General features: G+C 62.9%; 26 protein-coding genes. 19 read left to right on the forward strand and 7 right to left on the reverse strand.

Annotated features, from left to right (window positions below):
* Window positions 1–24: 24 nt before the first annotated feature.
* Together AWB67_RS14355 and AWB67_RS14360 are read right to left on the reverse strand one after the other, a co-directional pair.
* Window positions 25–237, reverse strand: coding sequence for a hypothetical protein (locus tag AWB67_RS14355; RefSeq protein WP_087656918.1), 213 nt, complete (start codon window positions 235–237; stop codon window positions 25–27).
* A gap of 77 nt (window positions 238–314) precedes the next feature.
* On the reverse strand, window positions 315–1,193 hold the full coding sequence (locus AWB67_RS14360) for a LysR family transcriptional regulator (RefSeq protein WP_087656919.1): 879 nt from the start codon (window positions 1,191–1,193) through the stop codon (window positions 315–317).
* An 87-nt stretch (window positions 1,194–1,280) separates the two neighbouring features.
* Here AWB67_RS14360 and AWB67_RS14365 point away from each other — a divergent pair, with 87 nt between their 5' ends.
* Window positions 1,281–2,048 (forward strand): sulfite exporter TauE/SafE family protein, encoded by a 768-nt coding sequence (locus tag AWB67_RS14365; RefSeq protein WP_087656976.1) that lies wholly within the window; start codon window positions 1,281–1,283, stop codon window positions 2,046–2,048.
* Between the two features lie 211 nt (window positions 2,049–2,259).
* Here the strand turns inward: AWB67_RS14365 and AWB67_RS14370 are convergent, their stop codons facing one another.
* Entirely contained in the window at window positions 2,260–3,117 is an 858-nt protein-coding gene (locus AWB67_RS14370) for an EAL domain-containing protein (RefSeq protein ID WP_087656920.1), read from the reverse strand.
* Window positions 3,118–3,405: 288 nt separating this feature from the next.
* Between AWB67_RS14370 and AWB67_RS14375 the strand changes: the two genes are divergently transcribed.
* Complete coding sequence (locus AWB67_RS14375) at window positions 3,406–4,299, forward strand: IclR family transcriptional regulator (protein ID WP_087656977.1); 894 nt, start codon at window positions 3,406–3,408, stop codon at window positions 4,297–4,299.
* A gap of 21 nt (window positions 4,300–4,320) precedes the next feature.
* Here the strand turns inward: AWB67_RS14375 and AWB67_RS14380 are convergent, their stop codons facing one another.
* The gene (locus tag AWB67_RS14380) at window positions 4,321–5,394 is read right to left on the reverse strand and encodes a porin (RefSeq protein ID WP_087656921.1); all 1,074 of its coding nucleotides are present in this window, start codon (window positions 5,392–5,394) and stop codon (window positions 4,321–4,323) included.
* Window positions 5,395–5,834: 440 nt separating this feature from the next.
* Here AWB67_RS14380 and AWB67_RS14385 point away from each other — a divergent pair, with 440 nt between their 5' ends.
* The 17 genes from AWB67_RS14385 (at window position 5,835) to AWB67_RS14460 (ending at window position 21,836) form a co-directional block, all read left to right on the forward strand.
* Window positions 5,835–6,152, forward strand: a complete 318-nt coding sequence (locus AWB67_RS14385; protein ID WP_087656922.1) for a non-heme iron oxygenase ferredoxin subunit — start codon at window positions 5,835–5,837, stop codon at window positions 6,150–6,152.
* Between the two features lies 1 nt (window position 6,153).
* Entirely contained in the window at window positions 6,154–6,465 is a 312-nt protein-coding gene (locus tag AWB67_RS14390; RefSeq protein ID WP_087656923.1) for a recombinase-like helix-turn-helix domain-containing protein, read from the forward strand.
* 36 nt (window positions 6,466–6,501) lie between these two features.
* Complete coding sequence (locus tag AWB67_RS14395; RefSeq protein WP_087656924.1) at window positions 6,502–7,557, forward strand: aromatic ring-hydroxylating dioxygenase subunit alpha; 1,056 nt, start codon at window positions 6,502–6,504, stop codon at window positions 7,555–7,557.
* Window positions 7,550–8,305 (forward strand): SDR family oxidoreductase, encoded by a 756-nt coding sequence (locus AWB67_RS14400; protein ID WP_087656925.1) that lies wholly within the window; start codon window positions 7,550–7,552, stop codon window positions 8,303–8,305. The genes AWB67_RS14395 and AWB67_RS14400 overlap by 8 nt, the downstream gene beginning before the upstream one ends.
* 31 nt (window positions 8,306–8,336) lie before the next feature.
* Window positions 8,337–8,864: a cupin domain-containing protein gene (locus AWB67_RS14405; protein WP_087656926.1), complete on the forward strand. Its 528-nt coding sequence runs from the start codon at window positions 8,337–8,339 to the stop codon at window positions 8,862–8,864.
* A gap of 4 nt (window positions 8,865–8,868) precedes the next feature.
* Window positions 8,869–9,735: an alpha/beta fold hydrolase gene (locus tag AWB67_RS14410; protein WP_087656927.1), complete on the forward strand. Its 867-nt coding sequence runs from the start codon at window positions 8,869–8,871 to the stop codon at window positions 9,733–9,735.
* On the forward strand, window positions 9,736–10,596 hold the full coding sequence (locus AWB67_RS14415) for an IclR family transcriptional regulator (RefSeq protein ID WP_087656928.1): 861 nt from the start codon (window positions 9,736–9,738) through the stop codon (window positions 10,594–10,596).
* On the forward strand, window positions 10,593–11,390 hold the full coding sequence (locus AWB67_RS14420; protein WP_087656929.1) for an SDR family oxidoreductase: 798 nt from the start codon (window positions 10,593–10,595) through the stop codon (window positions 11,388–11,390). The genes AWB67_RS14415 and AWB67_RS14420 overlap by 4 nt, the downstream gene beginning before the upstream one ends.
* Window positions 11,383–13,050: a thiamine pyrophosphate-binding protein gene (locus AWB67_RS14425; protein ID WP_087656930.1), complete on the forward strand. Its 1,668-nt coding sequence runs from the start codon at window positions 11,383–11,385 to the stop codon at window positions 13,048–13,050. The genes AWB67_RS14420 and AWB67_RS14425 overlap by 8 nt, the downstream gene beginning before the upstream one ends.
* A complete protein-coding gene (locus tag AWB67_RS14430; RefSeq protein ID WP_087656931.1) occupies window positions 13,043–13,867 on the forward strand; it encodes an aspartate dehydrogenase in 825 nt (274 codons plus the stop codon). The genes AWB67_RS14425 and AWB67_RS14430 overlap by 8 nt, the downstream gene beginning before the upstream one ends.
* A 30-nt stretch (window positions 13,868–13,897) precedes the next feature.
* Window positions 13,898–15,388 (forward strand): aldehyde dehydrogenase, encoded by a 1,491-nt coding sequence (locus AWB67_RS14435; RefSeq protein WP_087656932.1) that lies wholly within the window; start codon window positions 13,898–13,900, stop codon window positions 15,386–15,388.
* 10 nt (window positions 15,389–15,398) lie between these two features.
* Window positions 15,399–16,364, forward strand: coding sequence for a VOC family protein (locus tag AWB67_RS14440; protein ID WP_087656933.1), 966 nt, complete (start codon window positions 15,399–15,401; stop codon window positions 16,362–16,364).
* Window positions 16,357–17,586, forward strand: a complete 1,230-nt coding sequence (locus tag AWB67_RS14445) for an NAD(P)/FAD-dependent oxidoreductase (RefSeq protein WP_087656934.1) — start codon at window positions 16,357–16,359, stop codon at window positions 17,584–17,586. Before AWB67_RS14440 ends, AWB67_RS14445 begins: the two co-directional genes overlap by 8 nt.
* Window positions 17,587–17,626: 40 nt before the next feature.
* Window positions 17,627–19,030: an MFS transporter gene (locus AWB67_RS14450; RefSeq protein WP_087656935.1), complete on the forward strand. Its 1,404-nt coding sequence runs from the start codon at window positions 17,627–17,629 to the stop codon at window positions 19,028–19,030.
* Between the two features lie 350 nt (window positions 19,031–19,380).
* Entirely contained in the window at window positions 19,381–19,713 is a 333-nt protein-coding gene (locus AWB67_RS39535; RefSeq protein ID WP_125477600.1) for a hypothetical protein, read from the forward strand.
* Window positions 19,710–20,540, forward strand: a complete 831-nt coding sequence (locus AWB67_RS14455) for a M12 family metallopeptidase (RefSeq protein ID WP_235025161.1) — start codon at window positions 19,710–19,712, stop codon at window positions 20,538–20,540. Before AWB67_RS39535 ends, AWB67_RS14455 begins: the two co-directional genes overlap by 4 nt.
* 102 nt (window positions 20,541–20,642) lie before the next feature.
* Window positions 20,643–21,836 (forward strand): acyltransferase family protein, encoded by a 1,194-nt coding sequence (locus AWB67_RS14460; protein WP_087656937.1) that lies wholly within the window; start codon window positions 20,643–20,645, stop codon window positions 21,834–21,836.
* 77 nt (window positions 21,837–21,913) lie between these two features.
* On the opposite strand, the gene AWB67_RS14465 is transcribed toward AWB67_RS14460, so the two are convergent.
* From AWB67_RS14465 to AWB67_RS14475, 3 genes are read right to left on the reverse strand one after another with little or no spacing between them, the layout of a single operon-like run.
* Window positions 21,914–22,258: a cupin domain-containing protein gene (locus tag AWB67_RS14465; protein WP_087656938.1), complete on the reverse strand. Its 345-nt coding sequence runs from the start codon at window positions 22,256–22,258 to the stop codon at window positions 21,914–21,916.
* 29 nt (window positions 22,259–22,287) lie between these two features.
* Window positions 22,288–23,265, reverse strand: coding sequence for a M14 family metallopeptidase (locus AWB67_RS14470; RefSeq protein ID WP_087656939.1), 978 nt, complete (start codon window positions 23,263–23,265; stop codon window positions 22,288–22,290).
* On the reverse strand, window positions 23,262–24,734 hold the full coding sequence (locus AWB67_RS14475) for an NAD-dependent succinate-semialdehyde dehydrogenase (protein ID WP_087656940.1): 1,473 nt from the start codon (window positions 24,732–24,734) through the stop codon (window positions 23,262–23,264). The genes AWB67_RS14470 and AWB67_RS14475 overlap by 4 nt, the downstream gene beginning before the upstream one ends.
* Between the last annotated feature and the right edge of the window lie 15 nt (window positions 24,735–24,749).

Raw genomic sequence — 24,749 nt, forward strand, 5'->3', positions numbered from 1 at the left:
TGCTTTGGCGCGTTGATCAATGCCTCAAACGCACACAGTGTCGTCAGTGAAGTTCAGCGTCGGCGAATAGTCGATTGCGCCGCGTTGTTTGAGCAACTGGCGCAGCGCGTCATAGTCCTCATACGACGGCGATAGCGCATAGATGTCGTATCGCTGCCAAGCGAGTGCGGATTTCGGCGACCCTGCTTTAGTCATCAAAATGGGTACGAGGTGAATCGTGTACTTCTTGTCTTTCACATAGTAAGCATTCGTGTGACACAGGAAACTGGCCTTAAGCAAATAGCTTATGGTATGGAAAATAAGCGCAAACCTTTTCAGGCTTGCAATAGCTGCTGCGCGAGCAAATCCGCATGAGGGGTCAGCGCGGAAAAATCGCGCGCGCAAAGATGCAGACGCCGCGCGGCCCAAGGTTCCGACAGTGGCACGATGACAAGGCCCGGACGCCGCAGCGTATCCGTCGAGGCCTCGGAAACGACCGCGATACCGATGCACGTCTCGATCATCGTCGCGACGTGTTCGATGCTGCGCATCTGGATGCGATAGTGAATCTGCCGACCGAGGCGCGATGCGCGTTCGGCAAGATGCGCTTCGAGCGCCGCGTCGGACAGTCCGACAAAGGGTTCGTCGAGAATCTCCGCGAACGCCACTGACGCAAGCTTGGCGACACGATGCGATTCGCTTGCGACCACGACAAGCTGATCCTGCGCGATCAAGTGGGTCTGCAAGTTGGCGAGGTCCGCGATATCGGCGACGATGCCTAGATCAGCTCGTCCCTCCGCGAGCGCCTGGACGATCTCCATGCTCGGCCGTTCTTCCAGGTCGATCGAAAGATCCGGGTAAGCGGCCAGGAAGCGGTTGAGTTGCGGAGGAAGAAAAGAAGCCAGTGCGGCTGAATTCGAGAGCAACCTGATGCGCCCTTTGAGACCTGTTGCGTAAGTACGCAACTCGCCACGCATCTGTTCGACCTGGCCGAGGATCGAACGCGCATGCCGCACGAGCGCGAGTCCCGCCGCCGTCGCGCGCACGCCACGGCGATTGCGTTCGAGCAAAGGCGCGCCGAGCGCCGCTTCCATCCCCGCGATGCGCTCGCTCACGGAAGCCAGCGCAAGATGCATCGCTCGCGCGCCCTGCGTGAGGCTGCCGTGCTCCACCACGCTCAGGAAAAGCCGCAGGTCGGTGAGATCGAAACGCATAACGTGTCCGTGGTTTCGGTTTGGCCGAAGTCTAGCATTGGAATTGCCAGATTGCGGGCGCGCGGCATCGTGGCTAGCATCGCTTTCATGCATTCCCTCATGATGGTTTTCGCGGCAGGACTCCTGGCCGGCGCGATGAACGCGCTGGCCGGCGGCGGCTCGTTCGTCAGCCTGCCCGCGCTGATCGCGGCCGGCGTGCCACCGGTTCAGGCGAATGCTTCGAGCACGGTCGCGCTGTTTCCGGGCGGCATCGCGAGCGCGTGGGCTTATCGGGAAGGGCTCGGACCGGTTGGTTCGGTGACGATGCGCGCGTTGCTCGTCGTGACTCTCATCGGCGGATTCGTCGGCGCGACGTTGCTGCTTTGGACCTCGTCGGCCGCTTTCTCTTTTGTGTTGCCGTGGCTTCTGCTGCTGGCGAGTCTCGCGCTCGCTTTCGGGCGCAGAATAGGCGAAGTGCTGCGCGCCCACTGGCATATTCGCGCGCCGGCCGTGCTGGCGATCCAGTTTGCGCTCGGCGTGTATGGTGGATATTTTGGCGGCGCGGTGGGCATCATGATGATCGCGATGTGGGGGCTGCTCGACTCACGCGATCTCAAGAGCCTGAACGCGCCTCGCACTCTGCTCGTGAGCGCGGCGAATGCAGTGGCGGTCGTCACGTTCATCGTCGCGCACGCGGTGCATTGGCCCGAGACGATGGTGATGCTGATCTCGGCAGCCGTGGGCGGGTACGGCGGCGCGCTGCTCGGGCGACGCGCTCCGGCCAACATCGTGCGCACGGGTACGTTGCTCGTGACGTTCTGCATCACGATCGCGTTCTTCGTGCGCACGTACGCGCCGCAATGGTTGCATCGCTAATCAATGGGTTCCTGAAGCGGGAGGAAATCATGTCAGCCCTGCTTGAAATGATCGGTGCGCTCGCCGTGTTGGCGAGCTTCGTGGTTCGCGTGTCGATCTACCTTGACGCGGGAGACACTGCTGCCAAAAAAATACGGGCGCCCTGAAGGACGCCGGCAACTTTCTGGCATGCGAGGGGTCGCCAGAAGGTACGGAAAGGGTCACGCACGCATCATGCCGCGCGCATGTGGTGCGCGTCGTCGAGCGCAAGCGTGCGCGCGCCCGGCACCGAATCGATCCCGAACGACGGCCGCGCGAGAAAGAACCCCTGCGCAAGCAATTGCGGCCACTGCGCGAGCCATTGCGCCTGCGCCGCCGTCTCGACGCCTTCGACGACCACCGTCATGCAAAGCTGCGTCATCAGCGCGACTACCGCCGATACCACCGCGCACGAGTTCGGGCATGCCGGCACGGCGGAGAGCAATTCCTTGGCGACCTTCACGGTCGAGAAACCAGTCGGGCAGAGCGCGGCGAGGCACGCGTAGCCGGTGCCGAAGTCATCCATCGCGACGCCGACGCCATGCATGCGCAAGAGCTTCACGACCTTCGGAAGATCGGGGAAGCGCGCCAGATCCTGTCCTTCCGAGAGTTCGATTTCGAGGCAGCGCGGCTCGATGCCATACACGCGGCAGACGTCCTGCAGACGCTGCCCGAAACCTGGTGTCGCGGCGACCGATGGCGGCACGTTGATCGCGACCGGCCGCACCGCGCCGCCTTCATGCTGCCACTGCGCAAGCTCGCGGCACACGGTATCGATGACGAAAGCGGTTAGTTCGGCGGCGACGTCGGGGTCGTCCAAGGTATCGGCGAAGGCGCCCGGCAGCAGCAAGCCGTACTCCGGATGCTGCCAGCGGATCAGCGCTTCGAGCCGCGCAAGATCGCCACTCTCGACGCTGTAGATGCCCTGATACGCCATGCGGAACTCGCCCGAGCGCAGTCCCGCGAGCACGCGCTGGCAGAGCGCTGCGTGCGGTGCGGCTTCATCAGGCGCGCAGCGGGCGGGGGGTTCGTCGCACCGGGTGAGGGTCATCAGCTCTATGCTCCGCCGTTCGTCCGAAAGGGTCGGTAGGGGCGGTTGCACAAGTCGTGCCAGATTTAGCTGCCAGGCTGCATGCGCCGCCAATGTCGCGAATTGTCCGCCAGAAACGGCAGGCGACGCCGCAATGGCCGACAATGCCGGCATTCATCGGACTGATGTCATGTGACGGGATGCGTCAGACGTTACAAGCCTTTGCGCATTCCGGTCAGTAAGTTTGAAGAAAAGTCGTCCTTGCGTCGCGCTATGATTCGCGTAATCGATCAAAAGCGACAACCGGACATGCCAAAGCAAGACAAGCCGCAAGAAGGAATCGAAGCATCCGACGACGACGCCAGCGCATCCTCATCGACCTACCTTGTGCCGGGGCTCGAGCGCGGCTTGCGCATCCTCGCTGAATTCTCGGCGCGAGAACCGGTGCTGGGCGCGCCGGAGCTTTCGAAGCGCATCGGCATTCCGCGCACGACGACTTTCCGACTGCTGCAAACCCTCGAAGTGCTGGGTTTTCTCGAGCGCGTGAACGGCGACCGCAATTTCCGGCTCGGCGTCGCGGTGCTGCGGCTCGGCTTCGAATACATGAGTTCGCTCGAACTCACCGATTTCGCGACGCCCGTCCTCGAACGGCTGCGCGCCGCGACCGGCCTGACGACGCATCTCTTGATCCGCGATCAGCGCGACGTCGTGTTCGTCGCGAAATCGCAAAGTCACGAGCCAATGTTCAGCTCGGTGAAGGTGCACGTCGGCACGCGGTTGCCCGCACACGCGACAGTTCACGGGCACGTTCTGATGGGCGACCTGACGCTCGACGCGCTGCGCCAGCTCTATCCCGAAGACAAGCTCGAACAGTTCACCGAGCGCACGCCCGCGACCGTCGAAGAACTCGACGAACGCGTGCGCGAATGCGCGGCGCTCGGCTTCGGATTGAGCGAGGCATCGTTCGAACGCGGCATTTCAGTGGTCACGGCGCCGGTGCGGGATCGCACGGGCGCGATCGTCGCGGCGATCACCGTGACCGTGCCGCGCTCGGAGATCAGTTCATCGGAAGATGAAAAAAACCAGCTCGTCGAAACGGTGTGCGGCGCGGCGCTCGAACTCTCGACGCGCCTCAACTATCGCCCCGGCGCGAACGATCCCACCGCCGCGCTCGCGCGCCGCAATGCGGCAGCGGCGAGCTGAGCAGCTTCCAAGGTTTCACGCTCAGAACGAGTGGTGAATACCCGCGAGCACGATCACCTGATTGGCCGTGCTCGACACCCCCGCCGTGAAGAACGCGCCCTTCGCGCCCGACGACCCATGCTCGTAAAGCGCGTTCACATAAAGCTGTGTCGACTTCGAGAGCAGGTAGATGTCGCCGATCTCGAACTGCGTCCAGCGCTTGCCGTCGAAGGTGGTCGTCGCGGCGCCGCCTGCGATCCAGTTCGTCGGGATCATCTTGTAGGTCGCGCCGGCATCGTAGGTCTGATACGTGCTCGAAAAGCCGTTCGATTCCAGCTTCACGCGCGTATAAAGCCCGTGCACGACCACGTTGCCGATTTCGTATGACGCGCCCGCGCCCATGTTCTGAAGCTTGTCGGCGACGTAGGTCGCGGCGGGCTGGCCCTGGAACGTGGTGATGCCGGTCGTCACGATTGCGGGCGTGCGGTTGTGTTCGTCCGAATATGTTGCTGCCGCCTTGAACGGACCGTTCTGATACGTCACGCCGAAGCCAAGCGTCTTGCCGAACGAGAAGTCCGTCGTGTTGCCGAGGCCCATCATCGCGCCGAACGTGAAGCCGCCGAAGCTCGCCGAGCGGAACTTGGCCGAGTTGTCGTAGGGAACGACGCCGGTATCCGCGAGCGCGTCGATGTTGCCGGGATGGAACGCGTACCAGCTCGCCGCGAGATAGGCGGTGGAGAGCGGTCCGAGCATGTCAAAGCTGAACGGCGTCTGATGGCCGAAGGTCAGCGTGCCGATGTCGTCGCGGCTCAAGCCCACATACGCCTGCCGGTTCCACAGCGTGCCGGCCTTCGCGAAGTTGCCGGTGTTCGTGTAGAAGCCGTTCTCCAGTTGCGCGACCGTTTTATAGCCGCCGCCGAGATCCTCGACGATCCTCAGGCCCCAGCGGTCGGGCTGCATGTTGCCCTGTTCCTGGATCCACTTCGGGTGGCCGCCCGCGTTGTTGATGTACGCGACGCCGGCATCCAGACTGCCATACAGCGTCACGCTGCTTTGCGCCGATGCGCCCGATGCAATGCCGGCCCCGATCAGCCCGGCTGCGATGATGTGCTTCACCCTTTGTTCTCCTAGCCCGTCTTTCACATCGGCGGGACGTTCTCCCGCCGCTCCAGTGCCCTTTCTCCTCGCATGGATTGCCTGCATCCGCGCCTGGCAGCCATCGTCTTTGTTGTTCCATATATGGTTTGATGTGCTGCCTATGGAAAGTATAGTGAGATAGAACGCGAGAAAAAATAAAATTTTGAAAGGCGTTCGAGCGGTAAAAACGACGCGAGAGCGGGCGCGCAATATGCAGCAGAACCTTACGGGATAACGCTCAGAGCACCTCAACGGCGCTGTGCAATGGCTATCGCCTGGACATTTTCAGGACGCGGCGTCGGTGTTTTCACCTAGCGGGCAAGTTTCTGTTTTTTTCCTGCGAAACGACTCCTATAATGCCCATACATAAACTAGCGTTCCGTAGATGGAACATAGTCGAACCAAAGGAAGGGTAAAAGATGTCTGAACAATGGCGCTGCGCCGGACATGCCGGTGACTTGTCGGAAGACGCTCCGATCGAATTCAAGTTCGAAGACGGCGTGGAAGTCGGGATCTACAAAGTGGGCGACGACGTGTACGCGCTCGAGAACATCTGTCCGCATGCGTACGCGCTGCTGACGCAGGGCTTCATCGACGGGGACACCGTCGAATGTCCGCTGCACGAGGCCGTGTTTCACATCCCGACCGGCAAATGCTTGAAAGAGCCCGGCGGCCGCGACCTGAAGATGTATTCAGTGCGCCTCGCCGGTGAAGAAATCCAGATCAAGGTGGAATGACATGCGAGAGGTCGCCGTGAACTTCAATCCGTTACTCAAGCCGTGGCTCGCGCCGCAGCCGAACAACGTCGCCGGCAAGGGCGTCATCGAAAAGCCGGGTGAAACCGAGAATTTCATCTGGCAGACGCGCAAGGCCGAGCCGACCCAGTACGAAAACGACTTCGGCGATGCGCTCGAACAAGTGTTCGAAGCCGGCGCGCTGGAACTCGAACAGGTTGTCGAAGGCTTGAACCGCATCGGCTTTCGCACGCCCGAGGGCAGCGCGTGGAGCGCCGAGCGGCTCGCCACGGAACTGCGCACGCTCGCCGAATGACGGCGGCATCCAAAGAATAGATTTCGGAGTTTCTTCATGACGTCCCCCCAAACAAGCAACGTCGCAGCCGATCCGGTCCAGACCTATCTCGATCGCGGACTGCGCAATTACTGGTATCCCGTGGCGCCGAGCTGGCAGGTTGCGAACGCGCCGATCGGCCTCACGCGTCTCGGCGACCAGATCGTTCTCTGGCGCGACCAGGAAGGCAAGGTCCACGCGCTCGAAGACCGCTGCCCGCATCGCGGCGCGCGCCTGTCGCTCGGATGGAATCTCGGCGGCAGCGTCGCGTGCTGGTATCACGGCATCGAAGTGGATGGCGGCGGTGTCGTGCAGAAGGTGCCGGCGGTGCCGGCGTGTCCGCTCGAAGGGCAGAAGTGCGTGAAGTCGTATCCGGTAGAGGAACACGCGGGCGCGATCTTCCTTTGGTTCGGCGACGAAGCGAACAAGGAACCGGCGCCGCTCGTGCTGCCGGAAGAGCTCGTGGGCGACGAATACGCGAGCTTCCTCTGCATGTCGCACTGGAAGTGCAATTACCAGTACGCAATCGACAACGTGATGGACCCGATGCACGGCGCGTATCTGCATGCGACCTCCCATTCGATGGCCGAAGGCGACAAGCAGGCCGACATGCGCGTGCGCAAGACCGATACGGGCCTGATGTTCGAAAAGGTCGGCCAGCGCGACGTGAACTTCGACTGGGTCGAACTCGGCGAGACCGGCTGTCTCTGGATGCGCTTGGCGATTCCGTACAAGAAGAAGTTCGGCCCGGGCGGCAACTTCGGGATCATCGGCTTCGCTACGCCTGTCGATGAAGACAACTGCGTCGTGTATTTCTGGCGCACGCGCAAGGTGTCGGGCTGGCAGCGCGACGCGTGGCGCTTCCTGTATCGCAATCGTCTGGAAGGGCTGCACTGGGCGGTGCTCGAACAAGACCGCTACGTGTTGGAAAGCATGGCGCCGAACGCGCGCGATCACGAGTTCCTTTATCAGCACGACGTCGGCATGACGCGCGTGCGGCGCATGTTCAAGCAGCGCGGCCAGCAGCATCTCGCGGCGCTCGAAGCGTACCGCGCGGAGCAGGCTCATGCGTGACGCGCTCGAAGGCCGGCGCGTGCTCGTGACGGGCGGTGCGCGCGGACTCGGCGCGGCGTTCGTCACGGCGCTCGCTGAAAGCGGCGCGCACGTCGCGTTCGGTGATGTGCTCGAAGCCGAAGGCCGGGCGCTCGCCCAATCGCTGAGCGACGCGGGCCGCGTCGCGCACTTCGTCCCGCTCGATCTCACCGATCCGGCGAGCGTCGATGCGTGCATCGCGATGAGCGTAGAGAAGCTCGGCGGCCTCGATGGCCTCATCAACAACGCGGCGATCACGAACTCGGGCGGCATGTCCGCCGACGAACTCTCGACCGCGACGTGGGACGCCGTGATGAACGTCAACGTGCGCGGCACCTGGCTCGCGAGCACGGCAGCGCTGCCGCATCTGCGCGACTCGAAGCGCGGCGCGATCGTGAACATTGCATCGGATACGGCGATGTGGGGCGCGCCCAAGCTGCTTGCGTATGTCGCGAGCAAGGGCGCGGTGATCGCGATGACGCGTTCGCTCGCACGCGAATTTGGCGCGCACGGCGTGACGGTCAACGCGATCGCGCCGGGCCTGACCGAAGTCGAGGCGACCGCCTACGTACCGGCCGAGCGCCACGAGTATTACCTGAAAGGCCGCGCACTGAACCGCGCGCAAGTTCCCGACGACGTGAACGGCCCCGTGCTGTTCCTGTTGTCCGACGCGGCGCGCTTCGTCACCGGACAGTTGCTGCCGGTGAACGGCGGCTTCGTCATGAATTGATTGATTGTGTATAGCTGACTAGGAGAAATCGATGGCGGATGCAGATATCGAACGCAAGTCGTGGGACCAGCCGGTGGACGCGAGTTTCGCGCAGTGGATGGACACGCGCGTCGCGCGGCTCGAAACCCGCAAGTATGACTGGGACGCGCTGAAGTTTCAGGCCGACTACGACCCGAAGTACCGCCGCGCGCAGATGCGCTACGTCGGCACGGGCGGCACGGGCGTGGCTAAGGACGTCAACACGGTCCCGGCCGGCGGCTTCACCTTCTCGACGATGGTCATCCCCGCCGGCAACATCGGCCCGAGCCATATCCACATGGATGTCGAAGAGATCTTCTTCGTGATCCGCGGAAAGATGATGGTGATCTGCGAAAAGGACGGCGAGACGTGGGAAACGATCGTCGGCGAGCGCGACCTGATTTCGGTGCCGCCGGGCGTGTATCGCACCGAAGTGAACATCGGCGAGGAAGACGCGCTGATGTGCGTGATGCTCGGCGCACCGAAGCCGATCACGCCGACGTATCCGCCGGATTCGCCGCTCGCCAAACTGAAGCGCTAAGTCCATGACCGCGCACACCTTCACTCACGCCGACGCGCTCGCTTCGTTTCCCGAAGCGCGCATCGATACCGCGCATCGCACGATCGGTTATCGCGAGGCAGGTGCCACGTATCTGCGCACCCTGCCGGTCGTGCTGCTGCATGGCATCGGTTCGGGCGCGGCTTCGTGGGTGCGGCAGATGGAATCGCTTAACGCGACGCGGCGCGTGCTCGCATGGGATGCGCCGGGGTACGGCGCATCGACGCCGGTTTCATCAGCGTCGCCGGTTGCATCGGATTATGCGGCGGCGCTCACGGACTGGCTCGATGCGCTCGACATCGAACGGTGCCTGCTGGTCGGGCATTCGCTCGGCGCGATCATCGCCGGGGCGTTCGCGGCACAGCATGCGTCGCGCGTCGCGGGCTTGCTGCTTGTGTCGCCGGCGGGTGGCTACGGCGCGGCATCGGCTGAAGAGCGCGAAGCGAAGCGCGACGCGCGTCTCGCGATGCTCGCCGAGCTCGGTCCGCGCGGGCTCGCCGAGACCCGCAGCGCGAACATGCTCTCGGTGCACGCAAGCGACGCAGCACGCGAATGGGTGCGCTGGAACATGGCGCGCATCGTCCCGCAAGGCTACGCGCAGGCGACGCACCTGCTCGCGAACGCGGACCTCGCCGCCGACTTGAAGCGCTATCGCGGACGCATCGCGGTAGCCGTCGGCGCCGACGACGCGATCACGCCGCCCGCCGCTTGCGAGCGCCTCGCGCGCGTCGCGGGCGTGAGCCTGCAGGTGATCCCGCACGCGGGACACGCGGGCTACGTCGAATCACCTGCCGCCTACACGACGCTCATCGATGCGTTCTGTCAGGCCGGCAATGCACAACGGAGCAATTGAATGACACCCGACACGATCGGCGCCGCATCTGACGATGCGGACAAAGCCGACACGAACTACATGGTGCCGGGCCTCGAACGCGGTCTGAAGATTTTGACCGAGTTTTCGCCGCGCGAGCCGGTGCTGGGCGCGCCCGAATTGTCGAAGCGCCTGAAGATTCCGCGCACGACGGTGTTCCGTCTTTTGCAGACGCTCGAATCGCTCGGCTTTCTCGAACGTGCCGACAAGGATCGCAACTACCGGCTCGGCGTTTCGGTGCTGCGGCTCGGCTTCGAGTATCTGAGTTCGCTCGAGCTGACCGACCTCGGCCTGCCGATCATCGAGAGCCTGCGCGATACCACGGGCCTGACGAGCCACATCCTGATCCGTGATGGCCGCGATGTCGTATTCGTCGCGAAGGCGCAGAGTCACGCGCCGATTTTCAGCTCGGTGAAGGTGAACGTCGGCACGCGTCTGCCCGCTCACGCGACGACGCACGGTCACGTGCTGATGGGCGACCTCTCGCTCGATGAACTGCGCGCACTGTATCCGGAGAAGCCACTCGAACGCTTCACGAAGCTCACGCCGGAGACGGTCGAGGAGCTTTACGAGCGCGTTCGCGAGGACGCCGAGCGCGGCTATGCGATCAGCCAGTCGTCGTTCGAGCGGGGGATTTCGGTCGTCACCGCGCCGGTACGCAACGACACGGGGCGCATCGTCGCCGTCATCACGACGACGATCCCGCGCCCCGAAATCGACGCGACGCTTTTCGACAGCGGCCTCGTCGACAAGGTGCGCAACGCGGCGGGCGAACTCTCGCGGCGGCTGAATTACCGGCCCGCGGCGGAAAGCAAATATATGAAGTCATTGGGGTTGCAATGATCCAGATCGATCTCACAGGACAGGTGGCGGTGGTGACGGGCGGCTCGTCCGGCATCGGCTTGGCGACGGCGGAACTCTTCCTGCGCGCGGGTGCGTCGGTGGCGATTTGCGGGCGCAATGCGGAGCGCCTGAATGCGGCGCAGGCGTCGCTGATCGCGAAGTTTCCGCAAGCGCAATTGCTGGCGGCGCGCTGCGACGTCCTCGATGCCGACGACGTCGCCGCCTTCGCCGCGCAAGTCTCCGAACGTTTCGGCCGCACCGACATGCTGGTGAACAACGCGGGGCAAGGGCGCGTATCGACCTTCGCCGACACCACCGACGACGCCTGGCGTGAAGAACTGGAGCTGAAGTACTTCAGCCTCATCCGCCCGACGCGCGCGTTCCTGCCGATGCTGCGGGACGCAGAAGCGCCGTCCATCGTCTGCGTGAACTCGCTGCTCGCGCTGCAGCCCGAGCCGCACATGGTCGCGACTTCGTCGGCGCGCGCGGGGACGCTGAGCCTCGTGAAGTCGCTCGCGAGCGAACTCGCGCCGCAGCGTATCCGCGTAAATTCGATCCTGATCGGCATCGTCGAGTCGGGGCAATGGCGGCGGCGTTTCGCGGAGCAGGCCGCGCCGGGCCAGAGCTGGGAAGACTGGACCGCCGAACTCGCGCGCAAGAAAAACATTCCGCTCGGCCGCTTCGGACGTCCCGAAGAAGCGGCGCAGGCGCTTTTTTATCTGGCTACGAACCTGTCGTCGTACACGACCGGTAGTCACATCGATGTTTCTGGAGGCGTTGCACGACATGTCTAACACAACCACCGTCGGCGAACTGATCGCCGCCTTTCTCGAACAATGCGGCGTGCGCACGGCGTTCGGCGTGATCTCGATCCACAACATGCCGATCCTCGATGCGATCGGCCGGCGCGGCAATATCCGCTATGTCGGCGCGCGCGGCGAAGCGGGCGCGCTCAACATGGCCGACGGACTCGCGCGCGTCTCGGGCGGTCTCGGCGTCGCGTTCACGTCGACGGGCACGGCCGCCGGCAACGCGGCGGGCGCGCTGGTCGAAGCGCTGACTGCGGGCACGGCGCTCCTGCACATCACCGGGCAGATCGAAACCGAGTACCTCGATCAGGACCTCGCGTATATCCACGAGGCGCCGGATCAACTGTCGATGCTGTCGTCGATTTCGAAGGCGGCGTTCCGCGTGCGCTCGGTCGAAACCGCGCTGCCGACGATCCGCGAAGCCGTGCGCGTTGCCCAAGCCGCGCCGAGCGGGCCGGTGAGCGTGGAGATTCCGATCGACATCCAGGCCGCGCAAATTGAATGGCCCGCCGATCTCGCCGCGCCGCACGTCACGACGCTCACGCACGACAGCGCGCGCGTCGAGCAGCTCGCCGATGCGCTGGTGCGCGCGAAGCGTCCGCTGCTGTGGCTCGGCGGCGGCACGCGGCATGCGCGCGCGGCGGTCGAACGGCTCGTCGCGCTCGGTTTCGGCGTGGTTACGAGCGTGCAGGGGCGCGGCGTGTTGCCGGAAGATCATCCGGCGACGCTCGGCGCGTTCAACGTGCACCCGGCAGTGGAAAGCTTTTACAAGACGTGTGACGCGATGGTCGTCGCCGGCTCGCGTCTGCGTGGCAACGAAACGCTGAAGTACAAGCTCGCGCTGCCGCAGCCGCTCTATCGCGTCGATGCCGACGCCCTCGCCGACAACCGCGCGTATCGCAACGACCTCTTCGTGCACGGCGACGCGGCCTCCGTCCTCGACGACCTCGCGACGCGCCTCGAAGGCCGTCTCTCGATCGATCCGAAGTTCGCTAGCGACCTGGCCGCTGCGCGCGAAACCGCCGTCGCCGATGTGGCGAAGGGGCTGGGACCGTACAGGCGTCTCGTCGAATCGCTGCAGCGCGCAGTGGGCCGCGACTACAACTGGGTCCGCGACGTCACGATTTCGAACAGCACGTGGGGCAATCGCTTGCTGAAGGTGTTCCAGCCGCGCGCGGGCGTGCATGCGCTCGGCGGCGGGATCGGGCAGGGCATGCAGATGGCGATCGGCGCGGCGCTGGCGGAATCGGCGGCGAAGACCGTGTGTCTCGTCGGCGACGGCGGGCTGATGGTGAACGTCGGCGAACTCGTCACGGCCGTGCAGGAAAAGGCCAACGTGATGATCGTGCTGATGAACGACCAGTGCTACGGCGTGATCCGCAACATCCAGGACGCGCAGTACGGCGGGCGCCGCATGTTCGTCGAGCTGCACCAGCCGGACTTCGCGCAGTTCTGCGCGAGCTTCGGCATGACGCACCGGCGCATCTCGTCGCTCGATCATGCGGACGACATCATCCGCGAAGGGCTCGCCGTCGACGGTCCTGTGCTGGTGGAAGTGGACATGCTCTCGGTCGGCTCGTTCGCGACCGCGTTCGCCGGTCCGCCCGTCAAGAAGGAAGAGCCGAAGGAGCCGGAATATGCGTAACGCGCATGCTCCGCACGCCGCGATCGACGTCGCGATGATCGGCTTCGGCGCGATCGGCTCGGCGGTGTATCGTGCGGTCGCGGCCGATCCGCAAGTGCACGTCTCGCATGTGATCGTGCCGGAGCGCTACATGGCGCAAGTGCGCGAATCGGTTGGCGCGGACGTGGATGTCGTCTCCTCCGTCGATGCGCTCAGCAGCCATCCGCAGTTCGCGCTCGAATGCGCGGGGCATAGCGCGCTCGTAGATCACGTCGTGCCGCTGCTGAAGTCGGGCACGGACTGCGCGGTTGCATCGATCGGCGCGCTCTCCGACATGAGCCTGCTCGACGCGCTCTCGAACGCAGCCGGCGAAGGCGCGGCGACGCTCACGCTGCTCTCGGGCGCGATTGGCGGCGTCGATGCGCTCGCCGCCGCAAGAGAGGGCGGCCTCGACGAAGTGCTGTACACGGGCCGCAAGCCGCCGACTGGCTGGCTCGGCACACCCGCCGAAGACCTCTGCGACCTGCGCGCGCTGACCGAAGCGCGCGTGATCTTCGAAGGCAGCGCACGCGATGCGGCGCGGCTCTATCCGAAGAACGCGAACGTCGCGGCGACGATCGCGCTCGCGGGCCTCGGCCTTGATCAGACGATCGTGCGTTTGATTGCCGATCCGGCGGTCGAGCGCAACGTGCATTGCATCGTGGCGCGCGGCGCGTTCGGCGAGATGTCGCTGGAAATGAGCGGCAAGCCGTTGCCCGACAACCCCAAGACCTCCGCGCTGACGGCGTTCAGCGCGATCCGCGCGCTGCGCAATCGCGCGGCACGCTGCGTGATTTAAGCCAAGCGCTGAGCTGAAAGGAACCTGAGAATGAATCAACCCGAATCCAGTCTGATCGCGTCGAGCGATATCTTCATCGGCGGCGAGTGGCGTGCCGGCCGTGGCGCCGCCTACGCGAGCCTCTATCCCGCCGACCAGTCGATCAACGCGGAGATCACGGCCGCGAGCGCCGACGACGCGCGCGAAGCCGTCGAAGCCGCCGATGCCGCATGGCGCAAGCCGAACTGGGCGGGTTTGAAACCGCATCAGCGCGCGGCCGTCCTGCATCGCATCGCCGATCTGGTCAACGCGCGTCACGAATCGCTCGCGCAATTGCAGCGCCGCGACAACGGCAAGCCGATCAGCGAGACGCGCGGGCTCGTTACGAGCGCCGCGAACACGTTCCGCTATTTCGCGGCGTGCGTCGAAACGTTCGAAGAGACGCTGACGCCCTCGCGCGGCGACTTCATGACGATGAGCGTGCACGAGCCGCTAGGCGTCGTCGCGGCGATCACGCCGTGGAATTCGCCGATCGCCTCAGACGCGCAGAAGCTCGCGCCCGCGCTCGCCGCAGGCAACGCCGTCGTGCTCAAGCCAGCTGAAGTGACGCCGCTCGCGTCGCTCGCGCTGGCTCGCATCTGCGAGGAAGCAGGGGTGCCCGCTGGCGTCATCAGCGTGCTGCCGGGCAAGGGCTCGATCGTCGGCGATGCGCTCGTGCGCCATCCGCTCGTCAGGAAGATCGCGTTTACGGGCGGCACGGAAGTAGGCCGCGGCATCGCGCGACTGGCGGCGGACAAGCTGATGCCGGTATCGCTGGAACTGGGCGGCAAGTCGCCGATTATCGTCTTCGAAGACGCCGATCTCGATCACGCAGTGAACGGCGTGCTGTACGGCATCTTCAGCTCGTCGGGCGAATCGTGCATCGCGGGGTCGCGGCTTTTCGTGCAGCGCTCGATCTACAAGGAATTCGTGAAGCGTCTCGCCGATGGCGCGCGCAAGCTGCGCGTGGGCGATCCGTCGCGGCAAGACACGCAGATGGGGCCGCTTATCACGGGGCAGCATCGCGAGTCGGTTGAGCGGTATGTCGCGCTCGGGCTGGAAGAGGGCGGCACGCTCTTGTGCGGCGGAGAGCGCCCGACCGGCGACGGCCGCGAGCAGGGCTTTTTCTATCTGCCGACGATCCTCGAAGGCCTGACCAACGGCGCGCGCATTTGCCAGGAAGAGATCTTCGGGCCGGTGCTGGTCGTGCTGCCCTTCGACGACGAAGCATCGCTCCTGAAGGAAGCGAACGACAGCGTGTTCGGCCTCGCCGCCGGTATCTGGACCGCCGATTACAAGCGCGCCTGGCGCCTGGGCCGCGCGCTCGAAACGGGCACGGTGTGGATCAACACCTACAAGCAATTTTCGATTTCGACGCCGTTCGGCGGCTGGAAGGACAGCGGCATGGGCCGCGAGAAGGGGCGTCTCGGCATCTGCGAGTACATGCAGCAAAAGAGCATGTACTGGGGCCTGAACGACGCGCCGCTGCCGTGGGCGAACTGAAGAGGCACCTATGACGATCCTTGGCATTGAACAGATTACCTACGGCGTGACCGACCTCGACACCTGCCGGCGCTTCTTCGCCGACTGGGGCCTGAAGGAAGTCGCGCACGACGAAACGCGCGCGCGCTTCGAGTCGCTCAACGGCTGCACGATCCTCGCCGTCGATGCGAACGATCCGTCACTGCCGCCCGCGTTCGAACAAGGCCCGACCTTGCGCGAAGTGACCTGGGGCGTGGCGACGAGCGCAGAACTCGACGCCTTGCGCGGACGCTTCGCCGGCCAGCCGGGACACTTCGAAACGGAGTCGGCGGTTGGTTGCATCGATCCGAACGGCATGGCGATCCGCGTCGAAGTCACACGCAAGCGGGCGATCGACGCAAAGGGCTCGCCCTCGAACGTGTGGGGCCAAACCCTGCGCGTCGATACGCCGAGCCCGGTGTACGAGCGTGCGGAGCCGGTCGAAGTGGGGCATGTCGTGTTCTTCACGAACTGCGTCGCCGAGCAGGAGAAGTTCTATCACGAGTTGCTCGGCTTCGAGACTTCGGACCGCTATCCGGGTCGCGGCGCGTTCATGCGCTGCGCGCCGCACGGCGGGCATCACGACCTGTTCCTCTTGCAACTGCCCGACGGCAAGCGCGGCCTGAACCACGTAGCGTTCACCGTGCGCGACATCCACGAAGTGTTCGGCGGCGGGTTGCACATCAGCCGCTGCGGCTGGACGACGCAGCTCGGGCCGGGGCGGCATCCGGTGTCGTCGGCGTATTTCTGGTACTTCCAGAATCCGGCGGGCGGGTTGATCGAGTACTACGCGGATGAAGACATTCTCACGCCCGAATGGCAGCCGCGCGACTTCGAGCCGGGTCCGACCGTGTTCGCGGAATGGGCGGTCGATGGCGGACTCGACGGCAATACGCGCCGTCAGAAGAACGCGAAGGCGCCCGAGGGCAAGTTCATGACGGAGCGGAAAAATGGCTGACGACATTATTCAGGACGCGCCGCGCACGATCGTCGTGATCGGCGGCGGACAGGCGGCGGGCTGGATCGTGAAGACCTTGCGCAAGGAGGGCTTCGACGGCCGCCTCGTGATGATCGCCGACGAGATTCATCTGCCCTATGAGCGTCCGCCGCTTTCGAAGGCCGTGCTCTCAGGCGACGCCGATATCGACACCGTGCGTCTCGTCAACACCGACGATTTCGCCGCGCTCAAAGTTGAAGCGTGGCAGCCGGATTGCGCAACGTCGATCGATCGCGCCGCCCGCATCGTGCATACGGCAAGCGGCCGCGAAGTGCGTTACGACCGCCTCGTGATCGCGACCGGCGGCGCCGCACGTCGTTTGCCCGAGTCGCTCGTCAGGACCGCGCACGTCACGTATCTGCGCACACTCGACGATGCCGTCACGCTCGGCTCGCGGCTTCGCCAGAGCCAGCGCGTGCTGGTCATCGGTGGCGGCTGGATCGGACTCGAAGTCGCGGCGACGGCGCGCAAGCTGGGCGTCGACGTGACGGTCGTCGAAGGCGCGCCGCGTCTTTGTGGACGGTCGGTGCCGCAGGGCGTGTCGGACTTCCTGCTTGAGTTGCATCGCTCGAACGGCGTGGACATTCGCCTGAACGCAGCGCTTCTGTCGATCGATGATCGCGACGAAGGCGTGCGCGCCACCTTCGCCGATGGCTCGACGCTCGACGCCGATTTTGCCGTCGCGGGGATTGGGCTGACGCCGCATACGTCGCTCGCGGAATACGCTGGACTGGAAGTGAACGACGGCATCGTCGTCGATGAATTCGGCGCCACGAGCGACCCGTACGTGTTCGCTTGCGGCGACGTCGCTAATCATCCGAACGCGTGGTTGAAGCGCCGCGTGCGGCTCGAATCGTGGGCGAACGCGCAGAACCAGGCGATCGCGACCGCTAAGGCGCTGATGGGCGTGCGTGCGCCGTACGCGGAGATTCCGTGGTTCTGGTCGGATCAGTACGACGTGAACCTGCAGATTCTCGGCGACATTCCGGCGGGCGTCGAACCCGCCGTGCGCGGCGATCTGCAGGCGAGGCGCGCGACGCTCTTCTTCCTCGACGACGGCATGATTCGCGGCGTCATCGCGATCAACTCGCCGCGCGACCTGAAGCTCGCGCGCAAATGGATGGGACAGGGGCGCGCGGTCGATGTCGCGACGCTCGTCGATGCGGGCAAGGCGCTCGCCTGAGCGCTTGCTTGATCGGCACACAACACGACAGGGAACAGGCATGAGAACTTTCGGCAACACGATCGCGGAGCAGGGCGGCGCCAGCGTTTCGGGCACGGTGACCAAAGGGTCGATCATCGCGCGCATCGAGCGCCTGCCGGCGAACGCCATGCAGGTGCGCGCGCGGATTCTGATCGGCGCGGCGACCTTCTTTGACGGCTTCGACGTCATCACCATCGCGGCCACGCTGCCGCTGCTCATCCAGAAGTGGGGGCTGACGCCCGGACAGGTCGGCTTTTTGATCGCGTCGGGATCGATCGGGCAACTGATCGGCGCGTTCCTGTTCCCGTCGCTCGCGGAGCGCTACGGGCGCGTGCGCGCAATTGCGTGGAGTTCGGGGATCATCGGCCTGACGAGCATCGCGTGCGGCTTCGCGCCGACGTTCGCCGTGTTCGTCGCGCTGCGCATCGTGCAGGGGTTGGGGCTCGGCGGCGAGTTGCCGGTGGCGGCGACTTACATCAACGAGATCACACGCGCTCACGGACGCGGGCGCTTCGTGCTGCTGTATGAGATCGTGTTCCCGATCGGCCTGCTCGCCTCGAACGCGCTCGGCGCGTGGATCGTGCCGCGCTTCGGCTGGGAAGCGATGTACTTCATCGGCGGCGTGCCGCTCGTGCTGTTCTTCCTGTTGCGCGTGCTCGTGCCCGAATCGCCGCGCTGGCTCGGCGAGCGCGAGCGCATGGCCGATGCCGATCGCGCGCTCAACGCGTTCGAAGCGAGCGTGAAAGGACCGCTGCCGCCGGTTAAGAACCTCGCCGAGTTCGAAGCGATGGTGCATCGTCACCCGAAGCGCCGCATGGCCGATCTGTTTGGCCGCGCTTACATCAAGCGCACGGTCGCGGTCGCGTTGCTGTGGATGACGTGTGGCGTGATCCAGTACGGCCTCTCGACATGGCTCCCGACGATCTACAAGACCGTCTATCACGCGCCGCTGCAACTCGCGCTGAACCTGGCCGTCGCGGCATCGGTGCTCGGTGTGCTCGGCTCGCTGACGTGCGCGCTGATCGTCGACAAGGTCGGCCGCAAGCCGGTGATCAATTTGTCGTTCGTGCTGTGTGCGGTGTCGCTCGTGCTGGCGGGTGTGTTCCACACGCAGTCGGTGTATGTCGTCGCGACGTTCTGCGCGCTGGCGCTTGGCTTCATGGCGTGCGGGTTCATTACCGCTTACGTGTATACGCCAGAGCTTTATCCGACGAGCATCCGCGCGTTCGGCTGCGGTCTGGGCGGCGCGTGGCTGAAGATTGCGGCGATCTTTGCGCCTGCGCTGGTGGGCAAGACGCTCGTGGGCGGCAATCTGGACATGGCGTTTTATCTGCTCGCCGCCGTGCCGGTGCTGGCGGCTGTCGCGGTGCATTTTCTCGGGATCGAGACGAAGGGGAAGGTATTGGAGCAGCTCGAGGCTTGACAAAGATCGGAATATACAGCGCTGTTGCGAGAGGGAGTCTCATGCCTAATTTTCTAATGAATATTCAGCAGATTATAAGATTTGTCTAAGCACTGCGCTGGAGCTATCGAGATTCCCGACGAGAGTCTGAGCTTACAAACCGGCACTAAGAATATATATTTCAGCCTCGCTTTCATGCGAGGCTTTTTTATTTCCGAACCGTGACAGCGTTTCAATGAAAATAGGAATTTTCGCGTATGCGAGCTGTCTCCACGCATGACACTCTGCAATCTTTAACAAAACAATCTTATGGGAGATTGGGTCAATGAGATGGTTCACAGAACTTTATTACAAAACCAACAAGCGATAAAATGCTGAATAAAATCGTCGTGGCATGTACATCTGCACTTGTCTTTGGTTCAAGCGCATTCGCGGGCACAGCTTCAGGACTGGTCGAATCTTACTCTATCCGTGAGGGCCTGTTCTATTTCAAAATTTTAAACGCCACACTTCAACAACGTCCCGCATGCGCCGTCAATACGACCTATTGGATAATAAAGGATGAAAAATCGACGACTGGTCGTCAGCAAATCGCAACAGTGATGTCTGCTTTCGCAGCAGGAAAACATATTTACGTCACTGGTGCTAATACCTGTTCGAAGCTCGTTAACGGAGAAGATATCTACGAAATATGGACTTATTGAGTTTCTTTGAAAAGATCAAGCCTATTCGCACTGCGTTTCAGTACCTGAAGACGTTTTCGCTCGTTGCATGCTTAGCTGCGTGCAACGCGGGAGACGATCATGCGGCGAGCGATACGGCAATCAAGAAGTCTGCATTGGTGAATGAACTTTCTACTGGCCGCGGCTTTCCGTTGACTAGCTCGATATGGAGATCAACAAGCTTGAATGTTTGTTGGGAGATGGGGGGCAGCGAGTTTGTGGCGACTAAAGCCGACCGACACCTCGTGAGACGGTTCGTCACCGAATCATGGCAGGCGGTCTCGGCTCTCAGGTTTACTGGTTGGGACGACCAATGTGGTAGCGCGCTTAGACCATTCCTGATCAGAATTTCAGTTCAGGATGTCAATCCTTATGTGCGGCGTCTAGGTTCGTTTAACGAAAATATGCCGGGTGGGATGGTGCTAAATTTTACCTTTCAGAATTACGGGTATAAAAGTTGTCAGCCGGGAGATTTCGAGCACGAGCTTTGTATGAAACTTGTGGCTGTTCATGAATTTGGTCATGCGTTGGGATTCGCGCATGAGCAGAATCGCCTGGATACTCCGCACGAACCGGCGATATGCGATGAAGCACCTCAAGGTCAAAATGGAGACGCGATATTCGGGCCTTGGGATAAGGAATCGGTCATGAATTATTGCGCCATCAAATGGATGGCACACGGAAACCTCAGTCCGGTCGATATTCAGATGGCGAGAGCCTATTACGGCACCATGCGGCCAGACCCTGCTTCGTTGCAATCAAGTGTAGGGTCAATCATGTCGCTTGTGCTGGAGGATGACGACCAATGATAAGAAGCGCAGTGTAGAGTGTGCAAGAAACGGGTGCTGCGTCGTGCGAATTTCCGATCTGGCGTGCTAATATCACGTCTGGACCAAAGCTTCATTACTATAATGAAAGAAAATTTAAAAGCGCTCACCTCGTTGCGGTTTTTCGCGGCGGCAGCCATAGTTATTCACCACACGACCTGGTATTTTGGTTACGGAAGCCATTTAGCTAACCTCTTCCCGCTCGATTTGGGAGTCTCTTTCTTTTTCATTCTATCTGGATTTGTCCTTTATTACGCCCATCCTGATCTCTCGGACTGGCGAGCAGCTATCAATTTCATCGTAGCGCGTATTGCACGCGTCTGGCCGGCGCATCTGGCGATGCTTTCCATTGTCATCATCTTTTTGGCGAGGCCGTGGGGCACTGGCCCGAGCGATCCAACTGCAACCTCTGCTTTGCTTGCGAACGTTATTTTGCTTCAAAGCTGGTATCACCTTTCCAGTGATTTTTTTTCATTCAACGGAGTTTCGTGGTCCATCTCGACGGAGATGTTTTTTTATGCGATGTTCCCAATCCTGATTTGGCGATGGGACCAAACTAAGTATTTCAAACTTGTAGCCGCGGGCGGCCTCGCGATTGGCTGCGTGTTGCGCGCCGCGCACTTGGAATTGCCGCTGCTTTCAGACAAAAACGTTCTCAGCATTGATAGTTACGTGTACATTTTCCCGCCCGCGCGACTTTTTGAGTTTGCCGTTGGTATATTTACGGCGGATCTTTGGGCGAAATACAGCCGATATGCAAGCGGCCAGGCAAGATCAACGGTGCTTCAGGCGGCGGCGCTCGTGCTTCTCGTTATTGGCGTTCCGAAGCTTGTCACGGTGTACGCGGAGTTATATCGACATCACTATATCTCCAAGGCCGCCGTCAAGTGGCTCTTCGGTAGCGGCTCGGCGCCGATCTTTGCCTTCGTCATCTTTGCAATGGCGTCCTCGAAAGGGCTTTTTGCGAAAGCATTGTCCTGGCGGCCTCTCGTGATCTTGGGTGAGATCAGTTTCTCCATTTATATGACTCACCAAGTGTTGATCGTCGCCCTGACGTATAACGGAAAGCTGGCTTCGCTCGGAGCTATGCCCTTTCAATATGCGGCTTACTGGACGATTGTGATTTTGTTTTCAGCCGCTCTATGGCTTTTGATCGAGAAGCCTTGTCGGAAATGGGTCGTTGCGACGTTCAAACTTTTTTTTATGTGGCCGCTCTCTAAAGCGGACTTGCCGGTGCGGGACAAAATCGCCCACTCGCAAGCTCGATCACATAGATAGATAGCGCTGGGTATCGTCCAGACCTGTGTTGGTCTGCGTTTGCGCTCGCGCCGGCTATTTCGGTAGCCGCCTGAAAACTAGAAAATCACATACACCTTGCGCATCGTCTCTTCGACTTCCCACAGCCCTTCCGTATTCGCTTCGAAAAACAGCGTATCGCCGCCCTTGAAGTGAACCGTGTCTTCGCCATCGGGCGTGAAGCGGCCGCTTCCGCTAAGCATGTGCATCACTTCTGCCTGCTTCACCGAGCGCCGATATGTGCCCGGCGTGCATTCGAAGATGCCCGTATCGATCGATTCGGCGCCCGGAATCACGCGCTGTGCGCCGGAGACGCGAATCTCCGGCGTGCCGGGGAGGCCTGCCGTGCCCCAGTCTTCCAGTCCTTCGAGGGCGATGCTCTGCCTGATCTGCTGTACTTTCATGTCGCTCGTCTTGGGTGTTGGTTAAAGGTTCAGCGCGAAGCCGCGATGCGCTGCTCGATCTTGCCGAGCCGCACGACGGTTACGCCCGGGCGCAGTTGCCTGAGCGACGGCATCACGAGCATGCAGTCGTCGTAAGGCGTGACGACCGCCTTTCCATCCGACCAGCCGATCACGCTCCCTGCTTTCTCGAAGACTTCGAGCCCGGTATATGGCCCGGCGAACTTGAAGTCGAGACTCTCTGCGACCACCGGTTCCGTCACCCGCACGACGAGCATTTCCTCGGGCAGCGGCGCGAACCAGTCTTGCGGCAAGTCGCTTGCATCGACCACGCCCGATAGCGCCAGAAAGCGCGCGGTGACATCGCGTGCGACATCGACGGCGCTCGTTTCCCAATGCTGTCCGCATTCGATCAGCAGCGCGTTCTTCGGACTCGCCGCATCGCCGAAGCCTTCATAGTCGCGCATGCGACGGCCTTCGGGATGGCCTTCATCGCAGATGACGGTCGCGGGCGTGCCGAGCCTCGCCGACAACTCGATGCCTTTCGCAAGCGGTCCCGCCACGATGAGCGGCTTGCTTTTCTCGTGCATCGAATGGAGGTCGAGCAGGAGATCGACGGTATCGATCACGGGGCGCATCGTGCGGGCGCGTTCGAGTTCGCTGGAGACACGCGACGTGTCATCGAGCGTCTTCGCGGTCCAGACGCGGTTGAAGTCCTGATCGACGAAACGCGCGGCGTCGGGCTTCGAAGCATCGAAGCTCAGATACGCCGCGACGTTCGCGAAGGCCAGCGTCAGGCGACCGCGACGTGGCCGCAACTTCGCGCGCAAGAGGGCATCGACGACGATCGCGCCGCACACCTCGTTGCCATGCGTGAGCGCGTTGATCATCACGTGCGGCCCGGCGACGCCGGAGTCGAACGTATGTACGTACGCGATGCCCGAGTCGCTCGTTTCGTGCGCGGAGATATCGGGGAATGCGACTTCGATCGGATAGGCTTCGATGCTCATTCGAGACCGCCCTGGCAGAGATATTTGATCGACAGGTAATCGTCGAGGCCGTACTTCGATCCCTCGCGGCCGTAGCCCGATTCCTTCACGCCGCCGAACGGTGCCGCTTCGCTCGCCAGCGCGCCTTCGTTGATGCCGACGATGCCCGCTTCCAGCCCGCGCGACACCCGGTCGATGCGGCGAATGTCCTGGCTATAGAAGTACGACGCGAGGCCGAACGGCGTGTCGTTCGCGGCGCGCAGCGCTTCGGCTTCGTCGTCGAAACGGAAGAGCGGCACGACCGGGCCGAACGTTTCCTCGCAGCTCAATTGCATCGCGGGCGTGGCATCGGCGAGCACGGTCGGCGCGTAATAGTTTGGTCCGAGCGCGGTCAGCCGCTTGCCGCCCGCGAGCACGCGCGCGCCCTGGGCCACGGCATCGTCGACGTGACGCGCGATTTTGTCGATTGCGCGCGCGTTGATCATCGGGCCGATCTGCGCGTCGGGGTCGGTGCCGGGTGCGACCTTCAGCGCCGCGACGCGTTTCGCGAGCATGTCGCCGAACTTTTCGTAGACGCCAGACTGCACGTACACGCGATTCGGGCACACGCACGTCTGCCCGCCATTGCGGAACTTCGAGACGAGCAGGCCGGTGACGGCGGCGTCGAGATCGGCGTCGTCGAAGACGATGAAGGGCGCGTTGCCGCCCAGTTCCAGCGACAGCTTCTTCAACGTCTCCGCCGATTCGCGCGCCAGATATTTGCCGACGGGCGTCGAGCCAGTGAACGTGATCTTGCGCACGCGGCTGTCATGCAGCCACGACGCGACGGCCGAAACCGCGTTCTCGCGCGATGCCGCGATCAGGTTCAGCACGCCCGGAGGCACACCGGCCTCATGCGCGAGCAGCACGAGCGCGAGCGCGGTGAGCGGCGTGTCCTCGGCCGGTTTGCCGACGACCGTGCAGCCCGCCGCCAGCGCGGGCGCGATCTTGCGCGCGATCATCGCGAACGGAAAATTCCACGGCGTGATCGCCGCGACGATGCCCACCGGCTCCTTCACCGCCGTCATCCGCTTGCCGCGTTGCTGCTGCGGAATGATGTCGCCGTAGATGCGCGTCGCTTCGTCCGCGAACCACTTCACGTAGGACGCGCCGTACAGTACCTCGCCGCGGCCTTCCGCGAACGGCTTGCCCTGTTCGAGCGAGATGAGCCGGCCGAGCGCGTCGGCGTTTTCCAGCATCAGATCGTGCCAACGATGCAGCACCGCCGCGCGGTCCTTCGGCAGCGCGTCGCGCCAGGCGGGGAAGGCGCGCGCGGCGGCGTCGGTGGCGGCGCGCGCGTCGGCTTCACCGCTGTCGGCGACGTCGGCGATGACTTCGCCCGTCGCCGGGTTCGTCACGCCGAAGCGCTTGCCGCTCGCGGCGGCAACCCACTTGCCGTCGATGAAGTTGTCGGGACGGATCAGGTCCTTGAGTTCCAGCTTCGATGCCATGATGCAGACTCCTTG

The sequence above is a fragment of the Caballeronia terrestris genome, assembly GCF_001544515.1.
GTDB classification, from domain to species: domain Bacteria; phylum Pseudomonadota; class Gammaproteobacteria; order Burkholderiales; family Burkholderiaceae; genus Caballeronia; species Caballeronia terrestris.

Coding starts and splice junctions, on each gene's coding strand:
- AWB67_RS14470 (WP_087656939.1), bottom strand. CDS start 23,265: ATGAGCATCGAAGCCTATCCGATCGAAGTCGCATTCCCCGATATCTCC.
- AWB67_RS14360 (WP_087656919.1), bottom strand. CDS start 1,193: ATGCGTTTCGATCTCACCGACCTGCGGCTTTTCCTGAGCGTGGTGGAG.
- AWB67_RS14375 (WP_087656977.1), top strand. CDS start 3,406: ATGCCAAAGCAAGACAAGCCGCAAGAAGGAATCGAAGCATCCGACGAC.
- AWB67_RS14365 (WP_087656976.1), top strand. CDS start 1,281: ATGCATTCCCTCATGATGGTTTTCGCGGCAGGACTCCTGGCCGGCGCG.
- AWB67_RS14370 (WP_087656920.1), bottom strand. CDS start 3,117: ATGACCCTCACCCGGTGCGACGAACCCCCCGCCCGCTGCGCGCCTGAT.
- AWB67_RS14450 (WP_087656935.1), top strand. CDS start 17,627: ATGAGAACTTTCGGCAACACGATCGCGGAGCAGGGCGGCGCCAGCGTT.
- AWB67_RS14440 (WP_087656933.1), top strand. CDS start 15,399: ATGACGATCCTTGGCATTGAACAGATTACCTACGGCGTGACCGACCTC.
- AWB67_RS14395 (WP_087656924.1), top strand. CDS start 6,502: ATGACGTCCCCCCAAACAAGCAACGTCGCAGCCGATCCGGTCCAGACC.
- AWB67_RS14430 (WP_087656931.1), top strand. CDS start 13,043: ATGCGTAACGCGCATGCTCCGCACGCCGCGATCGACGTCGCGATGATC.
- AWB67_RS14465 (WP_087656938.1), bottom strand. CDS start 22,258: ATGAAAGTACAGCAGATCAGGCAGAGCATCGCCCTCGAAGGACTGGAA.
- AWB67_RS14385 (WP_087656922.1), top strand. CDS start 5,835: ATGTCTGAACAATGGCGCTGCGCCGGACATGCCGGTGACTTGTCGGAA.
- AWB67_RS14460 (WP_087656937.1), top strand. CDS start 20,643: ATGAAAGAAAATTTAAAAGCGCTCACCTCGTTGCGGTTTTTCGCGGCG.
- AWB67_RS14420 (WP_087656929.1), top strand. CDS start 10,593: ATGATCCAGATCGATCTCACAGGACAGGTGGCGGTGGTGACGGGCGGC.
- AWB67_RS14400 (WP_087656925.1), top strand. CDS start 7,550: ATGCGTGACGCGCTCGAAGGCCGGCGCGTGCTCGTGACGGGCGGTGCG.
- AWB67_RS39535 (WP_125477600.1), top strand. CDS start 19,381: ATGCTGAATAAAATCGTCGTGGCATGTACATCTGCACTTGTCTTTGGT.
- AWB67_RS14405 (WP_087656926.1), top strand. CDS start 8,337: ATGGCGGATGCAGATATCGAACGCAAGTCGTGGGACCAGCCGGTGGAC.
- AWB67_RS14390 (WP_087656923.1), top strand. CDS start 6,154: ATGCGAGAGGTCGCCGTGAACTTCAATCCGTTACTCAAGCCGTGGCTC.
- AWB67_RS14475 (WP_087656940.1), bottom strand. CDS start 24,734: ATGGCATCGAAGCTGGAACTCAAGGACCTGATCCGTCCCGACAACTTC.
- AWB67_RS14410 (WP_087656927.1), top strand. CDS start 8,869: ATGACCGCGCACACCTTCACTCACGCCGACGCGCTCGCTTCGTTTCCC.
- AWB67_RS14445 (WP_087656934.1), top strand. CDS start 16,357: ATGGCTGACGACATTATTCAGGACGCGCCGCGCACGATCGTCGTGATC.
- AWB67_RS14425 (WP_087656930.1), top strand. CDS start 11,383: ATGTCTAACACAACCACCGTCGGCGAACTGATCGCCGCCTTTCTCGAA.
- AWB67_RS14415 (WP_087656928.1), top strand. CDS start 9,736: ATGACACCCGACACGATCGGCGCCGCATCTGACGATGCGGACAAAGCC.
- AWB67_RS14435 (WP_087656932.1), top strand. CDS start 13,898: ATGAATCAACCCGAATCCAGTCTGATCGCGTCGAGCGATATCTTCATC.